This window comes from Rhodococcus sp. AB351, from assembly GCF_049538275.1.
Classification (GTDB): domain Bacteria; phylum Actinomycetota; class Actinomycetes; order Mycobacteriales; family Mycobacteriaceae; genus Rhodococcus.
The window spans coordinates 13,486-33,435 of sequence record NZ_JBMVFW010000002.1 but is presented as its reverse complement, the minus strand read 5'-3'; the positions used below and the strand labels follow the sequence as shown (position 1 = coordinate 33,435).

Below are 19,950 nucleotides of genomic sequence, written 5' to 3'. Positions count from 1 at the left end.
CCGCCGAGGATCTCACGAGTTCCTCGACCGATGAGCCACCAGATGCGGCTCATCCGGGTCGGCGTGGCCGTCGCGCTCGTCTGCTCCGGTTTCGGAAGCTGCCGCAGGCTCACCGTCCGGCGCAGGAGCACGCCGTGGTCGAGGGCACCCTCGAGGACCCAGCGGAGCGAGATGTCGGCGAGTCGGCAGTCCTCGAATCCGCCTCCGACGTCGGAGTGGACGCCCGAGAACCAGACCTCCTCGATCCGGTCGTTCGCGACCTTGTCCACCCTGTACGGCCTGCGGTACTCGTCGATGGAGATCGCGTGCCGGCCGGATTCCACGTTCGGCAACTCGGCCGTCTTTTCGAAGTGGTAGTCCTTCTCGAAGATTCCGGGTGCGCTGACGCTGTCCCAGATCCCGAGGTAGTGCACGGGGACGGAGAACGTCCCGTTCGACGCGCGGCACACGGTCGTCGCGAACTGTTCGGCGCATGCGAAGTCGTCGGACTCCCAGGACCTGCGACGGGCGTATGCGGCGATCGCGTACTGCACGAGATTCTCGGACGACGCCCGTGGAAGGCCGACGAGATGCAACATCGCCGCGAAGGCACGTGCTGTGTGGGCGCCCCGGCTGAACCCGAAGAGATAGATGCGATCACCGGGCTCCCACTGCTTCATCAGGAACGTGTAGGCCTCTGCGAGGTTCGTCTTGATACCGACGCCGAATGCGAGGCCGAGCGTGCGGGAGATCCTCTGTCCCACACGCGTCGAGGCCCCGGCGGAGGAGAAGGTACCGACGCCGGGGTCGTAGTAGGTGACCTGTTCGCCCGTCGTGTTCTCGAGCGCGCGGAACAGACGGACGACGTTGGTGTTCCCCTTCGCCCGAATTTCGTTGCCGGTGCCGTCGAAGCACAGGACGATGTTCTTCGATCCCTTCCTTCTCGCGACCTTCTGCGTGATCTCTGTCGGTTGTGTGCTCGTTCCGGGCTGCGGCATCGTAGTGCTCCCTGAATGCGACCGGTTGGTGGATTCGACGCTAGGAGGCGGCTCGGGAGGTCTCACGGGTAGTGCGCTACTCGAATCCGGTGGTGCTCGTCGGGCGGATCACTGCAGCGAACGGCGCCGGTCAGCGGTATTCGTCGACCAGGTCGAGGTAGTCGTCCCACACCGGCGGGCGAGTGCCGGCCAGTGCCGCGTCGAGACGGTCGAGGTAGTACTGCCACCCCGGCCCGATCTCTCCGGCCTCCGAGCGCGGGACGTGGCGGTGTGTGAACTCGAGGGTGGTGACCTTCCCGACCTGGCGCAGCGCCACCTCGAGCTGCCACCCGTCCACGTCGACGGCGAATCCCTCCGGGGGAGAGCACCGGAGGATGTCGACATAGGTGGTGGCCGAGTCGAGGTCGTCGGTCATCGTCAGGAGCACACGGCCCGTGGCCGGGTCGCCGGTGTACGTGCCGTACCAGCGACCCAGCTTCTCCGAATCGGTGAGTGCCGCCCAGACCTCGCCGATCGGGAGCAGGAAGTTGCGGTGGTAGATCAGCCGCACCAGCGACGCGTCGCTCGGACAATCACGTTCCGGGCTCACTTCGCCTGTGTTCGTCCTCGGCGTGCTCATCACGGCTCCTCTCGATGGCGCTCGCCTTATCGGAATTGTCCTGCATTCGGCTGCCTGCGCGGTCCGTTTCACCGCGATGGTTCCTCCGCTGCGGCGAAGGAGGTGCGCAGCCGTTGGTTGGGCAGCAGCGCGACCGCGACGAGTCCGACGACGGACAGCGCCGCCAGCAGGAGGAAGACCTGGCCGGTGCCCTGGCCGTGGGGCGGGACCGTCGCGGCGAGGAGAGGCAGACCCACCGCCGCTCCGATGAGACGGAAGAAGAAGACCGCCGCACCGGCCGCTCCGAAACGCTCCGGAGCGACGGCGTTCTGGACCAGCGTCACGAGATTCTGCAACAGGACCCCGATTCCCAGGCCGAGCAGCAGGACGGCGAGCTCGATCCACCACGGAGCGGTGTTGCCGTCGGCGAACGCGAGCATCGCGCATCCGGCGACCTGGAGCACGGACCCGGCCACGAGCAGTGCCTTCCACCTGCCGGAGCGGGTGATGAGACGACCCGAGGTGTAGGAGGACGACGCGAGTCCGAACACCAAGGGGGTCAGTAGGATCCCTGTGGCAGTGGCCGTGTGGTGGCGCACCGCCTGGAAGTACTCGCTGAGGAAGGACAGCGCTGCGTAGAACGCGAACCCGGACGACACGGACGTGATCAGGGCGCACGCGACGGTGCGCTGCCCGAGCAGATCCACCGGAACCACAGGTGCGGGAGTGCGGCGTTCGACGGCGAGCGCAGCGACGAGCAGGACACCGCCGCCGAGGTGGTATCCGACCTGTGGCCACGACGACCGGCTCCCATTTCCGGCGCTGACCCACACGAGCACCAGCGTCACCCCGGACGTGAGCAGTACCGCGCCGACCCAGTCGATCCGCGCGTCCGACGAGCTGCGCGGCCCCGGCTTCAGCCTGCGTCGCAGTGCGACCAGTGCGATGGCGGCCGGTGCCGCAGGAACGAGGAAGCAGGCCCGCCAGCCGAGGGGCGTATCGACGAGGGCGCCGCCGAGGAGCGGACCGCCGGCCATCGACACCGCCATGACCACGGCGCCGTATCCGGCATAACGACCCTGTTCCCGCGGCGGGATGAGGGCGCCGAGCACCGCGACGGTGACGGCCACGACGCCGCCGAGGCCGATCCCTTGCACCACGCGGCCGGCGAGGAGGACGGGCAGAGCCGGAGCGCAGGCCGAGACCACCGATCCCGCCGTCAGCGTCAGCAGCGCCGCCTGGACGAGGAGGCGTGTGTCGTAGCGGTCGGATATCGATCCCCAGACCGGGGTGGTGGTCGCGTTGGCCAGGAGAGCGACCGTGATGATCCAGGTCAGGCCTACGGACCCGCCACCGAGTTCCGCCGTGACGGCAGGCAGTGCAGGAATCGCGACGGTGCCGGAGAGCAAGGCGGCGAACAGCGCGGCGAGCAGGGGAAGCAGCACCGCGAGAATGTCGCGATGTGTGGGTAATGGATCGCCGGACGTCGGTGATGAGAGCTGCGGAACCGCAACATGGTGCGAGGACATGACGGGTCCTTGGAAGAAGTCGGCGCTCGACGGAGTCGAGGGCAGGGCCGGAACGGAATGCAACACGAAGCGAGGGCACGCCGGGATCGGACCGCCGGAAGGCGGGATCACCGATGCGATACTCGTCGCTCCATGTTCTGCATTCGCACGACTTCTCCTCGGACGGGGGACGCTTCCGTGTCCACCGAATCGATATTCCCAGTGTGCGCCATCGGCAGGCATCGGCACGAGTAGTGCGCTACTCGAATCCGTTCACAGGATCGTCTCGATTCGGTACGGCGGGGTGAACCGTCGGTACAGGGAAGAGATCCGCGAATTCGGACGGCGGCAGTCGTGAAGGTCGTTGTCCGGCACTTCGGTCCTCACGGATGCGGGTTCACCGTTCCGGTCGAGCCGGATGTACCGGTCCGAGACCAGGGTCCGGTCCCGCCAGGTGCGTATGTAGGTGATCCACTCGTCGTCACACAGGGCGGTGACGAGAAGTTCCAGACGGTTCTCGGCGTCTGCGGGTGACTCGTTACCACGGGCGACCGCCTCGACCAACGCCTTACGGTGGGCGCATCTCTGCCGGGCCGCCAGGAGGTCGGTCGCGCTACGAATGCCCAGTGCGCGCAGGTCGGACAGCACTCTCGCGCCCTCGGGATCCGTCTCGGCGGTCGAATCCACGATATGGAGTCGCAGAATCGCCTGATCGACCCAGTCGACGAGGCGGCCGACCGGAATCCGTGTCTCGAGCAGCAGATCGACGAGATCGTGATGCGCAAGGGCTTCGACGTTGGGCACACCCTCGTCGATCAGTCGTGCCCGGTCGTAGAGGTCGAGTCCCTCGATGTCGGTGAGCGGCAATTGCTCTTCGAGCATGCGGCGTTTCTTGGTGAGGGCGAAACGCCGCAGGGTGTCGCGCAGTAGCACCATCGCGGTTTCGGGAAGCACGCCGATCACGAACGCCAATGGGAGCACGGTGGCGTCGTAGACCCGCGACTCCGGTGATTCGACGACGGCCTGGAGCAAGCAGGCAAGGATGACGACGGTGATCACTCGTACGGTGATCGCGCTGTATGCCTTGGGCCGTAAGTCGTTCCGTGAATACCGGCGCAGGCAGGTGTTGAGGGAGAAGAAGTACGCGCCCAGGAATGCGAACGCGAGCGGATCGGCGAGCGCAGTGAAGAGACTCGTATCGGGCGTGCCGGACGACGCGGCTGGGGAGTACAGCGCCATGGTCCAGCCCAACGCGATGGTGACGGTGGAAACGAGGATGGGCCACAGTCGCTGGGTGGCGTTCACCGTGGTGGTCCGCTCGTCTGCGGCGTAGAAGACCTCGTCCATCTGGCCGCCGTACTTGGCCTGCACGTCTGCCAACGTGTGGACGTTCGGGTCCAGGCGGAAGATCTGCCATTCGAAGCGGTCGCGGAGCGTACTCAGACGTTGACGGTCGAACAGGAAGAACAACAGGCCCGGCAACATGGTTGCCACTGCGACAAATGCGACTGCGACGACGGGCGCCGCCGTGATGCTCACCAGTCCGGTAGCGAATGCCGAGATAGGCACCGCCACGCTGATCACGAGCATGCACCACAACGTGACCGTGTGGAGTTGACGGCGGGAACGAGCCTTGGTGCCGTCGAGGGGTGTATCCGTTGTGGCGTGCAGGGGGACGACGTATCCGTGGCGGATCAGGCCCTCCCAGGGCCACTGTCGCTCCGGGTCGGTCGGTACGCGGCGTTCGAGCGGTGCGAACACGAGCGTCCGACCGTCCGCGTGGGTGATGTGCAAGCGGGAAGGCGTCGCATTGCGCAGTTCCGCAGGTGCCGTGTCCGAAGCCGGCGCGGGAGCGCCGCCGTGGCTATCGTTGCCGGGACGGGTAGCGAGAGCATCGTCCAGGCTTCGGAGTGTCTTCAGGGCAGACGCGAACCGGTTGCTCTCCCTCTTCTGCAACATGATTCTCACCCCGTTGCATCGTTCGGCTGTATTCGAATCCTGCGCGCCTCGGGTGCGGACGGCACGGGTAGCGAGCTACCCGATTCCGTCGATCGCTCCGCCGGTCCGTGCGACCGAGGGGCGATCCGGACGAAATACCGCAACCGTTCCGTGACATCTCGTACGCTGCACCACGAAGCGACGAGGGGGCGACGTGGACGACCCGCAGCACGGGTACTGGAACAGGCGGCGTTTTCTCGCCGGGATGGCCACGACGATGGCGGCGTTGGTCGGCACCGCAGGCGTGTTCGCGCGGGAGGTGAACGCGAGTCCGCTGAGCGAGACGCCTCCCGTGCGCGACACGATCAACGGAGTGCTCGCGTTCGTCGTACCCGGCAACGACCCGTACTCGCACCAGCAGGGCGTGTGGACCGACCGGCCCGGCGGCGTCACCGTCGGCACGGCGGAATCCCTCGAGCGAACCCTGGACCAGGCGTCGCCGATGCCGTTGCTCGGACCCGAGGCGGGCAACCTGCCCGGTGCCGCGGCGATCGCAGTGCTGCTCAACACCTTCGGTGTCACCGCCGACCCGCGTTCGGTGAGCGGGCCGTTCGCGGCGCCCTTCGCGAATCTGAGCCATGCCGCGAAAGCGCAGGTCTTCGAATGGCTCGACACCGACCCGCGTTTCGAGGGCCTGGTGCTGAAATTCGTGGTCAACGCGATCCCCACCCTGGCCGCCTTCGCGGCCTTCTCCGAGGTCTCCGCGTACGACCGCGCCCGGCGCGAGGTCACCGGGCGCCCGGTCGGCTGGGAACTGAGCCGCTATTCCGGGCCGAGCGACGGGTGGGACGAGTTCCTGGGCTACTACGGCGGAATCGACGAGGTGGAGAAATAGATGACCGACGTCATCGTCATCGGGGCGGGTGGCGGCGGACCCGTCGTGGCCAAGGAACTCGCAGCGCGCGGTCTCGACGTGCTCGTTCTCGAGGCAGGCCCCCGCTTCGCCGACCCGGAGAACGAGTGGACCCATTTCGAGGACGACATCAACAATCCGATCACCGGGCTGTTCCGCCACGGGCCGGGGGACCGCTCGGGCACGCCGCGGCTGCGTGATCTGCCCCAGAACTCGTTCGTGTGGCAGGTGTCCGGTGTCGGTGGCACCACGCTGCACTTCTTCGGCAACTCGCCGCGGGCGGCACCCGGCGCGTTCTCCGGATACGACGGCGCCGACCGCGCCATGTACGACACGGCGCACCTGTTCCCCTTCGGATACGACGAGCTGCGTCCCTACTACGAGTGGGTGGAGGCCACGCTGCCCGTGCAGACCGCACCGATGGGCGCCAAGGAGCAGTTGTTCCTGCGGGGTGCAGCGGCCATGGGGCTGCCGCACCAGACCTCGCTCGACACCACCGGGCCAGCCCATCGCGCCCAGCAGAACGCGATCCTCCAGCCCGGTGGCACCGCCGGCCGCACCCGGGACCGCGCGCGTCTGCACCATCCAGAAGCGCGGGGCTGCACGATGTGCGGGCACTGTTATCAGGGCTGTTTCCTGCCGCTGGGGGCGCCGCGGAATCTCAAGGCCAAACGCTCCACCGACAACTCGTATGTCCCGATGATGCTCACCGCAGACGCGTGGTCACCCCAGGGGCGTGCCGTCACCCTGATCGCCGATGCGGTGGTCTCCGAGATCCTCGTCGAGGAGGTGAACGGGGAGACCGTGGCGCGCGGCGTGCGGTTCACGACAGCGGGGGAGGAGCACGAGGCGACCGCGCCGGTGGTGGTGCTGGCGGCAGGGTGCATCGAGAGCCCGAGATTGTGGCTGAACTCGACGCTGCCGAATCCGAACGGCTGGGTCGGCCGCGGCCTCACCGACCACCACATGGACGCGGTCTTCGGCGTCTTCGACGAGTACACCGGGCAGACGCGCGGACCGGGATCCAACGCGCGCGTCGATCTGCCCGGCTACGGCGGGATCGAGCAGGTCGGCCTGCCCCCGGCGTTGATCGCGTACGCGCTGAACTTCAGCGACTCCGGCATCCACGGATACGGACGTGCCGGCGGTGTCGTCGATTCGGCGGGGGCCGACAGTGTGGGTCGGCTCGTCGGACGCGACCTGCTCGACACGATGGCCGACGCCGACCGCGTCCTCGCCGCGCTCGTCATCTCGGACGACGACGTCGAACCGGACAACCGCGTGACGCTCTCACCGATCCTGTATCCGGACGAAGGGGGTCTGGCGCCGCGGGTGACCGTGCAGCATCGTCGGCGCTCGGCTCGTACCCGCCGCAATCGTGACCACGCGACCCGCACGGCCGTCGAGTTGATGAGGGCGGCGGGCGCGAAGAGGGTGCATCGCTGCGACTGGCCACCGCTGATCCTGCACTCGCAGTCGAGCATGAGGATGGGGGTGAGCGACCGGGATTCGGTGCTCGACGCCGACGCGGAGGCGCGGTGGGTGAAAAGGTTGTTCGTCGCCGACAACTCGGCGCTCGCCAACAGTCTCGGAGGCCCGAACCCGACGTTGACGACACAGGCGATCGCCACCCGCACGGCCGAGAAGATCTTCGCGAAGTACTTCGGTGGCGATCCCTGGGTGGCACGGGAGAACCCCGTGTCGTCGATCGACGACCGCGTCACCGCCGCGGTGATCGAACGGAGTATCTGACCGCTCGATCCCGGATCGGAACCATCGATTTCGTCCCGAGTGGAACCGTCGGGCGTCCCGGCGCGTCGAACGAGACAGAGGGCCGTGACGACAACGGTCCACGACGGGAGGAGCTCACCGGCATGGACCCACGAACGGTGCGATGTGTCCCGGGCCGATCACCACTGCGCGCGCTGCGCTCGACGGCAGGCCCGCGTTCGATGAATCGGATGCGGTGCGTGCGAAGCGGTGTCGACGACGGCGACACCGCCGGTACTTCGGAGGGGCGCCGTGTGGAGACGGACGACGCCGACGATCCCGACTTCGACGGCGCCGGCGCGTGACGTCCGGATCGCCGATCACGGCGTCGGGCTCCCGGTGCTCCGCTCGGTTACTACGCCGGGAGTTGCGCTGCGGCAGCCGGATCGAGGAACCACACGGTGCCTTCGGTGCCGCGGGCGCCGGCGGAGGGGAAGTCCTCCGGTGCGGCACCACCCACGGCCGCTGCGACGGCCTCCGCCTTGGCGTCACCGGTGACCAGCAACCAGACCTGCCGCGCCCGCTGCACGGCGGGCAGCGTCAGCGTCACCCGGGCCGGCGGCGGCTTCGGGGAGTCGTCGACACCCACCACGAAACGTTCGGACTCGCGCACCGCGTCGGTGTGGGGGAACAGCGAATTGATGTGTCCCTCACCGCCCATGCCGAGCAGGTGCACGTCGAAGACCGGCGCGGTGCCGTCGGGGGAGTGCGCCGCGAGGAGTTCGGCGTATCGCTGGGCCGAGTCCTGCGGTGTGCTGCACCCGTCCTCGCCGAGCGCCGGCATGGTGTGGATGCGGGCCGGGTCGATCGGCACGTGGTCGAGCAGCGCCTCACGGGCCTGCACCTCGTTGCGATCCGGATCGCCGGGCGGCAGGAAACGCTCGTCGCCGAAGTAGACGTTCACCGCCGACCAGTCGATGGCGCCCTGGTCGCGCCGCACGTTCTCGAGCATCGCGATACCGGTACCGCCGCCGGTGAGCACGACGTGGGCCTGCACCCGCTCGCGCTGCGCGGCGACGACGGCATCGACGAAAGCGGACGCCGCGGCGCGGGCGACCTCGTCGGCGTCGGCGAAACGCCGGATCTCGGACGGAGTGCGGACCGTGTCAGACATAATCCACCTTCGGCAGGGCCGACAATGCGGCTTCGTAGACTTCGTCGGGATCGAGGCGACGCAGTTCCTCGGCGAGACATTCGGCCGAGTTCCGGCGTGCCAGGCTGATCAGCGAATCGGGCTTGTGGGTGCGTTCGAGGGTCGCCACGCGACCTTCCTGCGGGCGTTCCAGGGCGATCGTCTGCGACGCCGTGCGCAGTTCCACCCTCAACTCGCCGATAGCTCGCTCGACGGGGCAGTCGAGACGGCTCGCGAGCCAACCCGCGATCAGATCCACGGCCGGCTCGGTCCGCAGTCCCGACACGCGCGCCGAGAGCACCGGCTCGTAGGGCGGCTGATCGAGTGCCGAGACCAGCAGCGCCCGCCAGTAGGTGATGCGGGCCCAGGCCAGATCCGTGTCGCCCGGCCGGTAACCGGACAGGCGGGTCGCGAGATCGGCACGCGGGTCGTCGGAGTTGGTCACGTCGGTGATGCGGCGGACGGCGAGGCGACCCACCGGGTCCTCGGCCGGGACCGCGGGAGCCTGGTTGGGCCACCACGCGACGACGGGGGTGTCCGGAAGGAGGAACGGCACCACGACCGATTCCTGATGTTCACCGAGTTCGCCGTGCAGGGCGAGGATCAATGCCTCGGAGGCACCCGCTTCACCGGCGACCCGGATCTCCGCGTCGAGCCGCGACGGACCGTCCTGCCGGCCGCGACCGACGACGATGACGCGGCAGGGATGTTCCTTCGACGCCTCGGTGGCAGCCGTGATCGCGGCGTCGAGACCCCGCGCGTCGCCGGCGCACACGATGAACGTGAGAACACGTCCCTGCGTGACCATTCCGCTCGACCGTCGCAGCTCCACCAGCTTGCGGCTGATGGCATTGGCGGAGGTGTTGCGCAACTGGAGCCTCACGGACGCCTCCATTCCCGGCCGGTACGCCGCAGCATCTCGTCGGCCGAATGCGGACCCCAGGTACCGGACTCGTAGGGCTCCGGTCGCCCGTTCGCCGCCCAGTGCTCGAGCACCGGATCGAGGATCTTCCAGGACAATTCGACTTCCTCGTCCACCGGGAACAGCGACGGGACGCCGAGGAGCACGTCGAGGATCAGCCGCTCGTAGGCCTCGGGGGAGGAGACAGTGAACGCCTGGCCGTAACTGAAGTCCATGTTCACGTCCCGGACCTCCATCTCGGAGCCCGGCACCTTCGACCCGAAGCGCATCGTGATGCCCTCGTCGGGCTGCACGCGGATCACCAGCGCGTTCTGACCGAGCTCCTCGGTCATGGTCTTGTCGAACGGCAGATGGGGGGCCCGCTTGAAGACCACCGCGATCTCGGTGACGCGGCGGCCGAGGCGCTTGCCGGTGCGCAGATAGAAGGGGACACCCGCCCAGCGGCGGGTGTCGACCTCGAGGGTGATGGCCGCGTACGTCTCGGTGGTCGAATCCGCCGCGAAGCCCTTCTCCTCGAGCAGACCGACGACCTTCTCGCCGCCCTGCCAGCCGGATGCGTACTGGCCGCGCGCGGTGGTCTCGTCGAACGGCTCGGCCGGCCGGGTCGCGGAGAGCACCTTGATCTTCTCCGCGTGCAGCTCCGACGCCGCGAAGCTCACCGGCTCCTCCATCGCGGTGAAGGCGAGCAGCTGCAGGAGGTGGTTCTGGATGACGTCGCGCGCCGCGCCGATGCCGTCGTAGTAGCCGGCGCGACCACCGAGACCGATGTCCTCGGCCATCGTGATCTGCACGTGGTCGACGTAGTGCGCGTTCCACACCGGCTCGAACATCTGGTTCGCGAACCGCAACGCGAGGATGTTCTGGACCGTCTCCTTGCCGAGATAGTGGTCGATACGGAAGACGGATTCCTCGGAGAACACCTCACCGACAACCGAATTGAGCTCGCGCGCACTCTCGAGGTTGTGCCCGAACGGCTTCTCGATCACGACGCGGCTCCACGAGCCGTTGCGTTGCGCGGCCAGGCCCGAACGCGACAGCTGCCCGCACACCACGGGGAAGGCGTCCGGGGGAACCGACAGGTAGAACGCGTGGTTGCCACCCGTACCGCGCTCGCGGTCGAGCTTCTCGAGGGTCGTCGCGAGCTCCGCGAACGCCGCATCGTCGTCGAAGGTGCCCTGCACGAAGCGGATCCCCTCCGCGAGGCGCTGCCAGACCTCCTCGCGGAAGGGGGTACGCGAATGCTCACGTACCGCGTCGTGGACCACCTGACCGAAATCCTCGTCGGCCCAGTCCCTCCGGGCGAAACCGACGAGCGCGAATCCGGGCGGCAGGAGGCCGCGGTTGGCGAGATCGTAGACGGCGGGCATCAACTTGCGCCGGGCCAGATCGCCGGTGACACCGAAGATCACCAGCGCGCACGGGCCGGCGATACGTGGCAGTCTGCGATCTCTGTTGTCCCGGAGCGGATTCACCCACTCCGCCGCACCGGATTCGGGCACGTTCAGCCCTCCGCGCCCGGCGCGTGAGCCGCGAGCTGTTCCGCCGTCGCCGCGAGCAGGTCCTTCCACGACACGACGAACTTCTCCACACCCTCGTCCTCGAGCTTGCGGAAGACGTCGGGAAGATCCACACCGACCGATGCCAGCGCGTCGAAGACCTGCTGGGAGGAGGCGATGTTGCGGGTGACGGTGTCGCCCGTGACCTCACCGTGGTCGGCGACGGCCTCGAGGGTCTTCTCCGGCATCGTGTTCACGGTGTTCGGCGCGACCAGTTCGGTGACGTAGAGGGTGTCGGGGTAATCGGGGTTCTTCACACCCGTCGACGCCCACAGCGCACGCTGGGGAACGGCACCCGCCTCGGTGAGCTGCTCGAACCGCGTCCCGCCCTCGAACGCGCGCTGGTAGGCGCCGTACGCGAGTCGCGCGTTGGCGAGACCGGCCTTGCCGCGCAGCGCCAACGCCTGATCGGTGCCGATCTCCTCGAGGCGCGGGTCGATCTCGGTGTCGACACGCGAGACGAAGAACGACGCGACCGAGCGGATCTTCGACAGGTCGTGACCGGAGGCCTTCGCTGCGGTCAGGCCGTCGAGGTAGGCCTCGATGACCCGCTCGTAGCGCTCGACCGAGAAGATCAGCGTGACGTTGACGCTGACACCCTCACCGATCACCCGGGCGATGGCCGGCAGACCCGCCACCGTCGCCGGGATCTTGATGAACAGGTTCGGGCGGTCGACGATTCGCCACAGCTCGAGGGCCTGCTGGACGGTGTCGTCCGTCTTGTGCGCCAGACGCGGGTCGACCTCGATCGACACCCGTCCGTCGAGGCCGTCCGTCGCCTCGAACACCGGCGCGAGGACGTCGCAGGCCGCGCGCACGTCGTCGGTGGTGACGGTGCGGATCGCCTCGGTGGCGTCGGCGCCGGCGGCAGCGAGATCGCGGATCTGCGCGTCGTAGGCGTGGCCCTTCGACAGGGCGGCCTGGAAGATCGACGGGTTGGTCGTCACACCCACGACACTGCGGGTCGCGACGAGCTCGGCGAGCTTGCCGGAATCGATGAGGTCGCGGGACAGGTCGTCCAGCCACACCGAGACACCCTGGGCGGACAGTTCGGCCAGCGCAGCGTTCTGCGTGGAGGTCTGCTGGGTCATCGGATCATCCCTTCACTCGGGTCAGCGAGCGACGCGCGGCGTCGACGACGGCCTCGGCAGTGATGCCGAACTCGCGGTACAGGGTCTTGTAGTCGGCGGAGGCGCCGTAGTGCTCGAGCGAGACCGGCTCACCGGCGTCGCCGATGAGGCGGTACCACGGCATCGCGAGACCGGCCTCGACGGACACGCGGGCACGCACGGACGGGGGCAGCACCTCGTCGCGGTAGGCCTGGTCCTGCTCGAGGAACCGGTCGAGCACCGGCACCGAGACGACGCGGGTGGCCACACCGTCGGCCTCGAGGGTCTCGCGGGCGGCGACGGCGAGCTGAACCTCGGAACCGGTCGCGAGGATCACGACCTCCGGGGTGCCCGAGGATGCCTCGGCCAGGATGTAGGCGCCGCGGGCGACACCCTCGGCGGCCTTCTCCCGCGTGCCCTCGAGCACCGGCACGTTCTGACGGGTCAACGCGAGCGCGGTCGGGCCGGTGCGGTTCTCCAGCGCGGCCTTCCACGCGAACGACGTCTCGTTGGCGTCGGCCGGGCGGATCACGGCGAGATTCGGGATCGCGCGCAGCGCCGCGAGGTGCTCGATCGGCTGGTGCGTCGGGCCGTCCTCGCCGAGACCGATCGAGTCGTGCGTCCACACGTAGATCGCCGGGGTCTGCATGAGGGCCGCGAGACGCACCGCGGGCCGCATGTAGTCGGAGAAGACGAGGAAGGTGCCGCCGTAGGGGCGGGTCGGGCCGTGCAGGGCGATGCCGTTGAGGATCGATCCCATCGCGTGCTCACGGACACCGAAGTGCAGCGTGCGTCCGTAGGGCTGCGCGTTCCAGTCCTTCGTGGAGATCGACTCGGGACCGAAGGAGTCGGAACCGGGGATCGTCGTGTTGTTGCTGCCGGCGAGGTCGGCGGAGCCGCCCCACAGCTCGGGCAGCACCGGTCCGAGCGCGGCGAGGGCCTTGCCGGACGCCGAGCGGGTCGCGGGACCGCTCTCGGTGGGCTCGTAGGTCGGCAGTGCGTCGACCCAGCCCTCCGGGAACTCACCGGCGTGCAGGCGGTCGAACAGTTCCTTGCGCTGCGGCTCGCGGGCGGCCCACGCGTCGAAGTCGGCCTGCCAAGCCGCGCGTGCCTCGGTGCCGCGCGTCACGACCTGCCGGGCGTGCTCGATCACGGCCGGGTCGACGTCGAAGTTCTTCTCGGGGTCGAAGCCGAGGATCTTCTTGATCTCGGCGACCTCGTCGGCGCCGAGCGCGGCACCGTGCGCGTCGCCGCTGTTCATCTTCGTCGGGGCCGGGTAGCCGATGATCGTGCGGACGGAGATGAAGGACGGACGGTCGGTGACCGCCTTCGCGGCCTCGACGGCCTCGAGCAGCGCGGCGACGTTCTCTCCGCCCTCGACGGTCTGCACGTGCCAGCCGTAGGCCTCGTAGCGCTTGGAGACGTCCTCACCGAGAGCGATCGCGGTGTCGTGCTCGATGGAGATCTTGTTGTCGTCGTAGAAGACGATCAGGTTGCCGAGCTGTTGGACACCGGCGAGCGAGGACGCCTCGGAGGTCACGCCCTCCTCGATGTCGCCGTCGGAGGCGATCACGTAGACGTAGTGGTCGAACGGGCTCGAGCCGGCGGGCGCCTCGGGATCGAACAGACCGCGCTCGCGGCGGGCGGCCATCGCCATACCCACGGCGGAGGCGAGACCCTGACCCAGCGGGCCGGTGGTCATCTCGACGCCGGCGGTGTGGCCGTACTCGGGGTGGCCCGGGGTGAGCGAACCCCACGTGCGCAGCGCCTCGAGGTCGGCGAGCTCGAGTCCGTAACCGGACAGGTACAGCTGGGTGTACAGCGTCAGGCTCGAATGTCCGCACGAGAGCACGAAGCGGTCGCGGCCGACCCACTCGGGGTCGGTCGGATCGTGGCGCATCACACGCTGGAAGAGGGTGTACGCGAGGGGAGCGAGGCTCATCGCGGTACCGGGATGCCCGTTTCCGACCTTCTGCACGGCGTCGGCGGCGAGCACGCGCGCGGTGTCGACGGCCTTGGTGTCCAGGTCGGTCCAGTCGGCAGGATGCGCAGGCTGGGTGAGGGTGCGGATCTCGTCTGTGATCGACACGAGCTTGAAGTCTCCTGACATGGGTGTACGGGGTCCCGGCGGGTGGAAGTCGGCCCGCGCGCTACTTCAGACTAGTGCGCTGCTCCGAACGGGTCGATTCGGTCCGGGCAACGGTCCGGTCTACCATCGTTCGTAGTAGAGGAGCGTCCGGAACCGGGCGACCGTGAACGGGCGAAACGAAGGTGCGGATCCGCGTGGGACAAGGAGACAGTGTGCGGGCAGGGCGACGGCCGGGAGGACACGGCTTCGGCGTCCCCGAAGCGCCGAGCGCCCCGCGCCCCGACACCGCGTGGGGCCGGATCTCCGGCACCGTCCTCGCCTACATCGCGTTGACCAAGCCGCGGGTGATCGAACTCCTGCTGGTCGCGACCATTCCCGCGATGCTGTTCGCCGACCGCGGCAACGTCGACATCGTGCTCATCCTGAGCACCCTGTTCGGCGGCTGGATGGGTGCGGCGAGCGCCAACTCGCTCAACTGCGTCGTCGACGCCGATATCGACAAGGTGATGAAACGCACCGCGTTGCGTCCTCTCGCCCGGCAGACGGTGCCGACACGCAACGCCTTCGTCTTCGGCATGATCCTCGGGATCGCGTCCTTCGCGTGGTTGTGGTGGCGCGCCAACCTGTTGGCCGGACTGCTGGTCGTGGCGACGATCGCGTTCTACGTACTCGTGTACACGATGGTGCTCAAACGCCGGACCTGGCAGAACGTGGTCTGGGGCGGGGCCGCCGGATGTATGCCCGTGATGGTCGGCTGGGCCGCCGTGACGGGTTCGCTGAGCTGGGAACCCATCGTGTTGTTCCTGGTCATCTTCTTCTGGACGCCGCCGCACACCTGGGCGCTCGCGATGCGCTACAAGGAGGACTACAAGGCCGCCGGCGTGCCGATGCTGCCGGTCATCGCCACCGAGCAGCACGTCACGAAGCAGATCGTGCTCTACACCTGGGCGACCGTGATCGCGACGCTGGTGATCGTCCCGGCCGCCGGTGTGATCTACGCGGCCGTCGCGCTGCTCGCGGGCGCCTGGTTCCTGATCGTCGCGCACCAGCTGTTCAACAGCGTGCGCGGTGGGGCGTCGGTCAAGCCGCTCAAGCTGTTCCTGCAGTCCAACAACTACCTCGCGGTGGTGTGCCTGGGCCTGGCGATCGACTCCGTGCTCGCACTGCCCACGATCGGCTCGTACTTCTGACCCACGCTCGACGACGAACGCCCCGGCCGATCGGCCGGGGCGTTCGTCGTGTCGGGTCAGGAGATCACGGGATCAGGACGATCGATCCGGTGGTCCGGCGTCCTTCGAGATCTGCGTGGGCGCGGGCGGCCTCGGCGAGGGGATAGCTCGCTCCGACGCGGAGCTTCAGCGACCCGTCGGCCAGCGCCGCGAGCACGTCGCCCGCCCGCCACAGCAGTTCCTCGCGGTCGCGGGTGTAGTGCACGAGGGTCGGCCGCGTGACGAACAGCGAACCCGCCGGGTTCAGCCGCTGCAGGTCGAAGGGCGGGACGGGTCCGCTCGCGGCACCGAACAGCGCGACCGTGCCGCGCACGCGGACGGACGCCAGCGACGCCTCGAAGGTCGCGGCACCGACACCGTCGTAGGCCGCGGCCACCCCCTCACCGTCGGTGAGCTCGCGCACCTTCCCGGCGAGGTCGTCGCCGTAGCGCAGCACCTCCGCGGCACCGGCCTCGCGCGACAGGGCCTCCTTCTCGTCGGAGGACACCGTGGTGATCACCCGCACGCCCTTCGCGACGGCGAGCTGCGTCAGGATCAGCCCCACCCCACCGGCACCGGCGTGGACGAGCACCGTCTCGCCGGGCTGTGCCGGGTGGACGGAGTTCAGCAGGTAGTGCGCCGTCATGCCCTGCAGGAGGACCGAGGCGGCCTGCTCGGCCGGCACCGAGTCCGGGACCGGCACGGCGACCTGCTCGCGGACGCGGACCAGTTCGGCATACGAGCCGGGTGCCTCGCACCACGACACCCGGTCGCCGACCGCCGTGTCCCGCACACCTTCGCCGACGGCGACGACCGTGCCCGTGCCCTCCGAGCCCGGGATGTACGGCAGCTCCGTGCCGTAGAGGCCGGTGCGGAAGTAGGTGTCGATGAAGTTGACGCCGATCGCGTCCGTGCGGACCAGCAGCTCACCCGGTCCGGGCGAGGGGTCGGGTCGTTCGACGGGGACGAGGACGTCGGGGCCTCCGTGCTGTGCCACTTCGATTGCGTGCATAGCGCTCACAGTATTCTGCAGACATGAGCGTCGAAACACAGGTCGTGGCCGCACCGGCCGACATCGTCTCGTCCATCCGCAGCTTCGTCGCCGAGCACGGAGGTTCCGGGAAGGCCGTGCTGCAGCCGATCGGTCTGTCCGGCGTCCGGATCACCGTGGTCGCCGCCGACGGCACCCTCGGCGACCGCGTCGCGAAGGACCTCCCGACGGCGCGCGTCATCGTCGAGGAGATCCCCGACGTCACCGTCTCCGAGTGGGACCGCGAGGTCACCAGCATCGCCAACCCGCAGAAGGGTCATTGGGCGAAGATGGCCGGCTGGGTGGCACGCCAGACGAAGTTCCCGAAGGCCCGCAACGAGCGCTGACAGGCCCGATCCCCGTACGACGACACGCGGCCCCTTTCCGGAAACCCGGGAAGGGGCCGCGTCGTCGAACGATCAGGCCGGAACGGGTTCGCGATCCGGAGCGGTCGTGCGCGTCCGTCCGGCCGCCCACACCGCCGCGGTCGCCGCCGTGCACAGTCCGGCGCCGGCGACGTGGAAGACGACCAGTACGGCTGGCACGTCCGTCCAGAACTGGACGAGGCCGATGCCGGCCTGTGCGACCACCAGGGCGAGGACGACCTTCAGTCGCAGCGTGACGGCTCGCGGTGCGCGGACCGCGTAGACGGCGAAGGTGAGGCCGATCAGCAGCGCGAGGTAGCCGACGAGCGCTTCGGCGTGCAGGTGGACGAGATTGGTGATGTCGAGTGCGAGGCGCGGAACGGGCCTGTCGATGCTCTTGTCTCCGGCGTGCGGGCCGGCGCCGGTGACCATCGTGCCGAGCACGAGGACCCCGGCGAGCGCGACACCCGACAACGCGGTGAGCCAGCGCAGCGGCTGGGGCAGAACCTGCACCACCGTCCCGTCGTCCGGCTCGCTCACCTTCGCGTAGAGCACCGTCGCCAGCCACACCATGAGCATCGATGCGAGCAGGTGGATCGCGACCGTCCACCAGGCCAGACCGGCCAGGACGGTGATGCCGCCGATGATCGCCTGCAGCACGGTGCCCGCAGGCATCAACCATGCCCAGGCGATGACCTCCTTGCGGCGCCGCGCGCGGGTGACGGCCAGGACGATCGCGGCTGCGACGGCCACGACCACGAAGGTCAGCAGCCGATTGCCGAACTCGACCACCTGATGCAGGGTGTTCACCCCGCTCGACACACCCACCGGAACCAGCGACCCGGGGAAGCACTGCGGCCAGGTCGGGCAACCCAGTCCGGAGGCGGTGACGCGGACGACCGAGCCGGTCACGGCGATGCCGCCCTGGGTGACGATCGTGAGGAACGCGATGATCTTCTGCGTCCGCAGCGACGGCAGGGGGAGACGGTCGACAAGGCTCAGGTAGCCGCGATACAACACGGTTCGATGGTACGGCGTGAACCACTACACGCTGTAGTTGGGTCGTGCCCGATCGGGCCGCCCACGACTCAGGTGAAGCGGAACCAGCGCGCCGCGGCGGTGCCGCCGATCACCGTCCAGACGAGCAGCGAGACGATCGACAGCCAGTCGAACACACCCGAGGTGGCGTTCTCGAGCGCGAGCGTCAGCGCCCCCGACGGCACGATCCGCAGCAGGTGGACCACCGCTTCGGGGATCACGTCGCCGAGCACCACGATGCTGCCGATGCCCAACAGCACGAACCACACGATGTTCGCGAGGGCGAGCACGATCTCGGCGCGCAGGGTTCCGCCGAGCAGCAGCCCCAGTGTCGCGAACATCACCGTGCCCAGGGCGATGACGACCGCCCCGATGAGCAGGTCGACGGGGGAGGGGCGCCAGCCCAGGGCCAGTCCGATGGCGCCGAGCAGCACGGCCTGCAGCACGACGACGATGCCCACCGCTGCGCTCTTGCCCGCGATGATCCCCCACTTGGGCAGCGCGGTCGCGCCGATCCGCTTGAGGGCGCCGTAGCGGCGGTCGAAGCCCACGGCGATCGCCTGACCGGTGAACGCCGTCGACATCACGGCCACCATCATCACCGCAGGCAGCACGCTGTCGACCCGCGAGTCGCCGAGATCGCCGATGGGCAGCAGCGACAGGCCGATCAGCAGCGTGATCGGGATGAACATGGTCAACAGGAGCTGCTCGCCGTTGCGTAGCAGCAGCTTGAGTTCCATGGCGGTCTGCGCCGCGAGCATCTTCGACGGCGAGTTCGGCTGCGGTCGCGGGGTGAAGGTCCCCTCCGCGAACCGGTTGTTCGCCAGACGATCGTGGGTCACGCTCACCCTCTCAACTCCCGACCGGTCAACTCGAGGAAGACGTCCTCGAGGCTGCGTTGATCCACCCGGATCTCGGTTGCCAGTGCGCCCAGGTTCGCGCACCAGGTGGCCGCCGCCGCGACGACGGACGGTTCGATCGTGCCCTCGACGAGATACCGCCCGGGATTGTCCTCCCGGACCCGGTGGGTGCCGGCCAGAGCGGACTGCAGGGCGCTCAGGTCGAGACCCGCAGGCGCGGTCAGCCACAACTGGCCCTCGGCGCCGTCACGGGTGACCTCGTCCGGCGTTCCCGCGGCGACCACCCGGCCGTGATCGATGATGACGATCTCGTCGGCGAGCTCTTCGGCCTCGTCCATGAGGTGGGTGGTGAGCAGCACGCTCACGCCGTCGCGGCGCAGCGCGTCGATCAGTTCCCAGACGAGCAGCCGGGCCTGCGCGTCGAGACCCGCCGTCGGTTCGTCGAGGAACACCAGTTCGGGGCGCCCGACCAGCGCGCACGCGAGCGCGAGGCGTTGCTGTTGTCCGCCCGACAGCCGGCGGTAGGGGGTGCGGCGGGCATCGGTGAGCCCGAGGCGCTGGAGCAGCCAGTCGGGGTCGAGGGGATCGGCCGAGTACGCCGCCACCAGGTCGAGCATCTCGCCGGCCCGCGAACCCGGATATGCGCCGCCACCCTGCAACATCACGCCGATCCGGGGGCGGAGGGCGTCGGAATCGGCGACAGGATCGAGACCCAGGACGCGGACCGTGCCCGCGTCGGGAGTGACGAACCCCTCGCACATTTCCACGGTGGTGGTCTTACCGGCGCCGTTCGGGCCGAGGAGGGCGAGCACCTGGGCACGTTCGACGGTCAGATCGAGACCGTTCACGGCGGTGACGCCCCCGTAGGTCTTGACGACGCCGTCCAGGCGCACGGCCGGTACCGCACCGGCGGGAGAACTCGGGGTCACAGGGTTCC

16 protein-coding genes and 1 pseudogene are annotated in these 19,950 nt (G+C 68.8%); 4 read left to right on the top strand and 13 right to left on the bottom strand.

Features of this window, described 5'->3' with window-relative positions:
* Window positions 1-161: 161 nt before the first annotated feature.
* From ACPCXD_RS06175 to ACPCXD_RS06160, 4 genes and pseudogenes are all read right to left on the bottom strand, one after another.
* Window positions 162-977, bottom strand: a pseudogene (locus tag ACPCXD_RS06175) (T6SS phospholipase effector Tle1-like catalytic domain-containing protein); the annotation flags it as partial.
* Window positions 978-1,107: 130 nt separating this feature from the next.
* The gene (locus ACPCXD_RS06170) at window positions 1,108-1,596 is read right to left on the bottom strand and encodes an SRPBCC domain-containing protein (protein ID WP_088898515.1); all 489 of its coding nucleotides are present in this window, start codon (window positions 1,594-1,596) and stop codon (window positions 1,108-1,110) included.
* Window positions 1,597-1,664: 68 nt separating this feature from the next.
* Window positions 1,665-3,020 (bottom strand): MFS transporter, encoded by a 1,356-nt coding sequence (locus ACPCXD_RS06165; protein WP_423658908.1) that lies wholly within the window; start codon window positions 3,018-3,020, stop codon window positions 1,665-1,667.
* A 336-nt stretch (window positions 3,021-3,356) separates the two neighbouring features.
* Window positions 3,357-4,844 carry a hypothetical protein gene (locus ACPCXD_RS06160; RefSeq protein ID WP_423658906.1) on the bottom strand — a complete coding sequence of 496 codons (1,488 nt, stop codon included), beginning with the start codon at window positions 4,842-4,844 and terminating at the stop codon, window positions 3,357-3,359.
* Between the two features lie 391 nt (window positions 4,845-5,235).
* Here ACPCXD_RS06160 and ACPCXD_RS06155 point away from each other — a divergent pair, with 391 nt between their 5' ends.
* Window positions 5,236-5,916 (top strand): hypothetical protein, encoded by a 681-nt coding sequence (locus ACPCXD_RS06155; protein WP_016691711.1) that lies wholly within the window; start codon window positions 5,236-5,238, stop codon window positions 5,914-5,916.
* Entirely contained in the window at window positions 5,917-7,686 is a 1,770-nt protein-coding gene (locus ACPCXD_RS06150; RefSeq protein ID WP_423658904.1) for a GMC family oxidoreductase N-terminal domain-containing protein, read from the top strand.
* 373 nt (window positions 7,687-8,059) lie between these two features.
* Here the strand turns inward: ACPCXD_RS06150 and pgl are convergent, their stop codons facing one another.
* The 5 genes from pgl to tkt are packed head-to-tail and all read right to left on the bottom strand — an operon-like array spanning window position 8,060 to window position 14,512.
* A complete protein-coding gene (pgl, locus tag ACPCXD_RS06145; protein WP_160875034.1) occupies window positions 8,060-8,818 on the bottom strand; it encodes a 6-phosphogluconolactonase in 759 nt (252 codons plus the stop codon).
* Entirely contained in the window at window positions 8,811-9,731 is a 921-nt protein-coding gene (opcA, locus tag ACPCXD_RS06140; RefSeq protein ID WP_016691715.1) for a glucose-6-phosphate dehydrogenase assembly protein OpcA, read from the bottom strand. Before opcA ends, pgl begins: the two co-directional genes overlap by 8 nt.
* Window positions 9,716-11,257 (bottom strand): glucose-6-phosphate dehydrogenase, encoded by a 1,542-nt coding sequence (gene zwf, locus ACPCXD_RS06135; RefSeq protein WP_174247042.1) that lies wholly within the window; start codon window positions 11,255-11,257, stop codon window positions 9,716-9,718. Before zwf ends, opcA begins: the two co-directional genes overlap by 16 nt.
* A 2-nt stretch (window positions 11,258-11,259) precedes the next feature.
* Window positions 11,260-12,405 carry a transaldolase gene (tal, locus tag ACPCXD_RS06130; RefSeq protein WP_088898519.1) on the bottom strand — a complete coding sequence of 382 codons (1,146 nt, stop codon included), beginning with the start codon at window positions 12,403-12,405 and terminating at the stop codon, window positions 11,260-11,262.
* A gap of 4 nt (window positions 12,406-12,409) precedes the next feature.
* Window positions 12,410-14,512: a transketolase gene (tkt, locus tag ACPCXD_RS06125; protein ID WP_088898569.1), complete on the bottom strand. Its 2,103-nt coding sequence runs from the start codon at window positions 14,510-14,512 to the stop codon at window positions 12,410-12,412.
* Window positions 14,513-14,724: 212 nt separating this feature from the next.
* Between tkt and ACPCXD_RS06120 the strand changes: the two genes are divergently transcribed.
* On the top strand, window positions 14,725-15,702 hold the full coding sequence (locus tag ACPCXD_RS06120; RefSeq protein ID WP_088898520.1) for a heme o synthase: 978 nt from the start codon (window positions 14,725-14,727) through the stop codon (window positions 15,700-15,702).
* A gap of 64 nt (window positions 15,703-15,766) precedes the next feature.
* Here ACPCXD_RS06120 and ACPCXD_RS06115 read toward each other — a convergent pair whose 3' ends face one another.
* Window positions 15,767-16,732 carry a quinone oxidoreductase family protein gene (locus tag ACPCXD_RS06115; protein WP_088898521.1) on the bottom strand — a complete coding sequence of 322 codons (966 nt, stop codon included), beginning with the start codon at window positions 16,730-16,732 and terminating at the stop codon, window positions 15,767-15,769.
* Window positions 16,733-16,755: 23 nt separating this feature from the next.
* On the opposite strand from ACPCXD_RS06115, the gene ACPCXD_RS06110 reads away from it, so the two are divergent.
* Window positions 16,756-17,097 carry a hypothetical protein gene (locus ACPCXD_RS06110; protein ID WP_088898522.1) on the top strand — a complete coding sequence of 114 codons (342 nt, stop codon included), beginning with the start codon at window positions 16,756-16,758 and terminating at the stop codon, window positions 17,095-17,097.
* 72 nt (window positions 17,098-17,169) lie between these two features.
* On the opposite strand, the gene ACPCXD_RS06105 is transcribed toward ACPCXD_RS06110, so the two are convergent.
* The 3 genes from ACPCXD_RS06105 to ACPCXD_RS06095 all read right to left on the bottom strand — a co-directional run bounded on the left by ACPCXD_RS06105 (window position 17,170) and on the right by ACPCXD_RS06095 (window position 19,942).
* Complete coding sequence (locus ACPCXD_RS06105) at window positions 17,170-18,135, bottom strand: COX15/CtaA family protein (RefSeq protein WP_088898523.1); 966 nt, start codon at window positions 18,133-18,135, stop codon at window positions 17,170-17,172.
* Between the two features lie 68 nt (window positions 18,136-18,203).
* The gene (locus ACPCXD_RS06100; protein ID WP_016691722.1) at window positions 18,204-19,001 is read right to left on the bottom strand and encodes an ABC transporter permease; all 798 of its coding nucleotides are present in this window, start codon (window positions 18,999-19,001) and stop codon (window positions 18,204-18,206) included.
* Window positions 18,998-19,942, bottom strand: coding sequence for an ABC transporter ATP-binding protein (locus tag ACPCXD_RS06095; RefSeq protein ID WP_016691723.1), 945 nt, complete (start codon window positions 19,940-19,942; stop codon window positions 18,998-19,000). Before ACPCXD_RS06095 ends, ACPCXD_RS06100 begins: the two co-directional genes overlap by 4 nt.
* Window positions 19,943-19,950: the final 8 nt, after the last annotated feature.

Coding starts and splice junctions, on each gene's coding strand:
- ACPCXD_RS06170 (WP_088898515.1), bottom strand. CDS start 1,596: ATGAGCACGCCGAGGACGAACACAGGCGAAGTGAGCCCGGAACGTGAT.
- ACPCXD_RS06150 (WP_423658904.1), top strand. CDS start 5,917: ATGACCGACGTCATCGTCATCGGGGCGGGTGGCGGCGGACCCGTCGTG.
- pgl (WP_160875034.1), bottom strand. CDS start 8,818: ATGTCTGACACGGTCCGCACTCCGTCCGAGATCCGGCGTTTCGCCGAC.
- opcA (WP_016691715.1), bottom strand. CDS start 9,731: ATGGAGGCGTCCGTGAGGCTCCAGTTGCGCAACACCTCCGCCAATGCC.
- tal (WP_088898519.1), bottom strand. CDS start 12,405: ATGACCCAGCAGACCTCCACGCAGAACGCTGCGCTGGCCGAACTGTCC.
- ACPCXD_RS06115 (WP_088898521.1), bottom strand. CDS start 16,732: ATGCACGCAATCGAAGTGGCACAGCACGGAGGCCCCGACGTCCTCGTC.
- ACPCXD_RS06110 (WP_088898522.1), top strand. CDS start 16,756: ATGAGCGTCGAAACACAGGTCGTGGCCGCACCGGCCGACATCGTCTCG.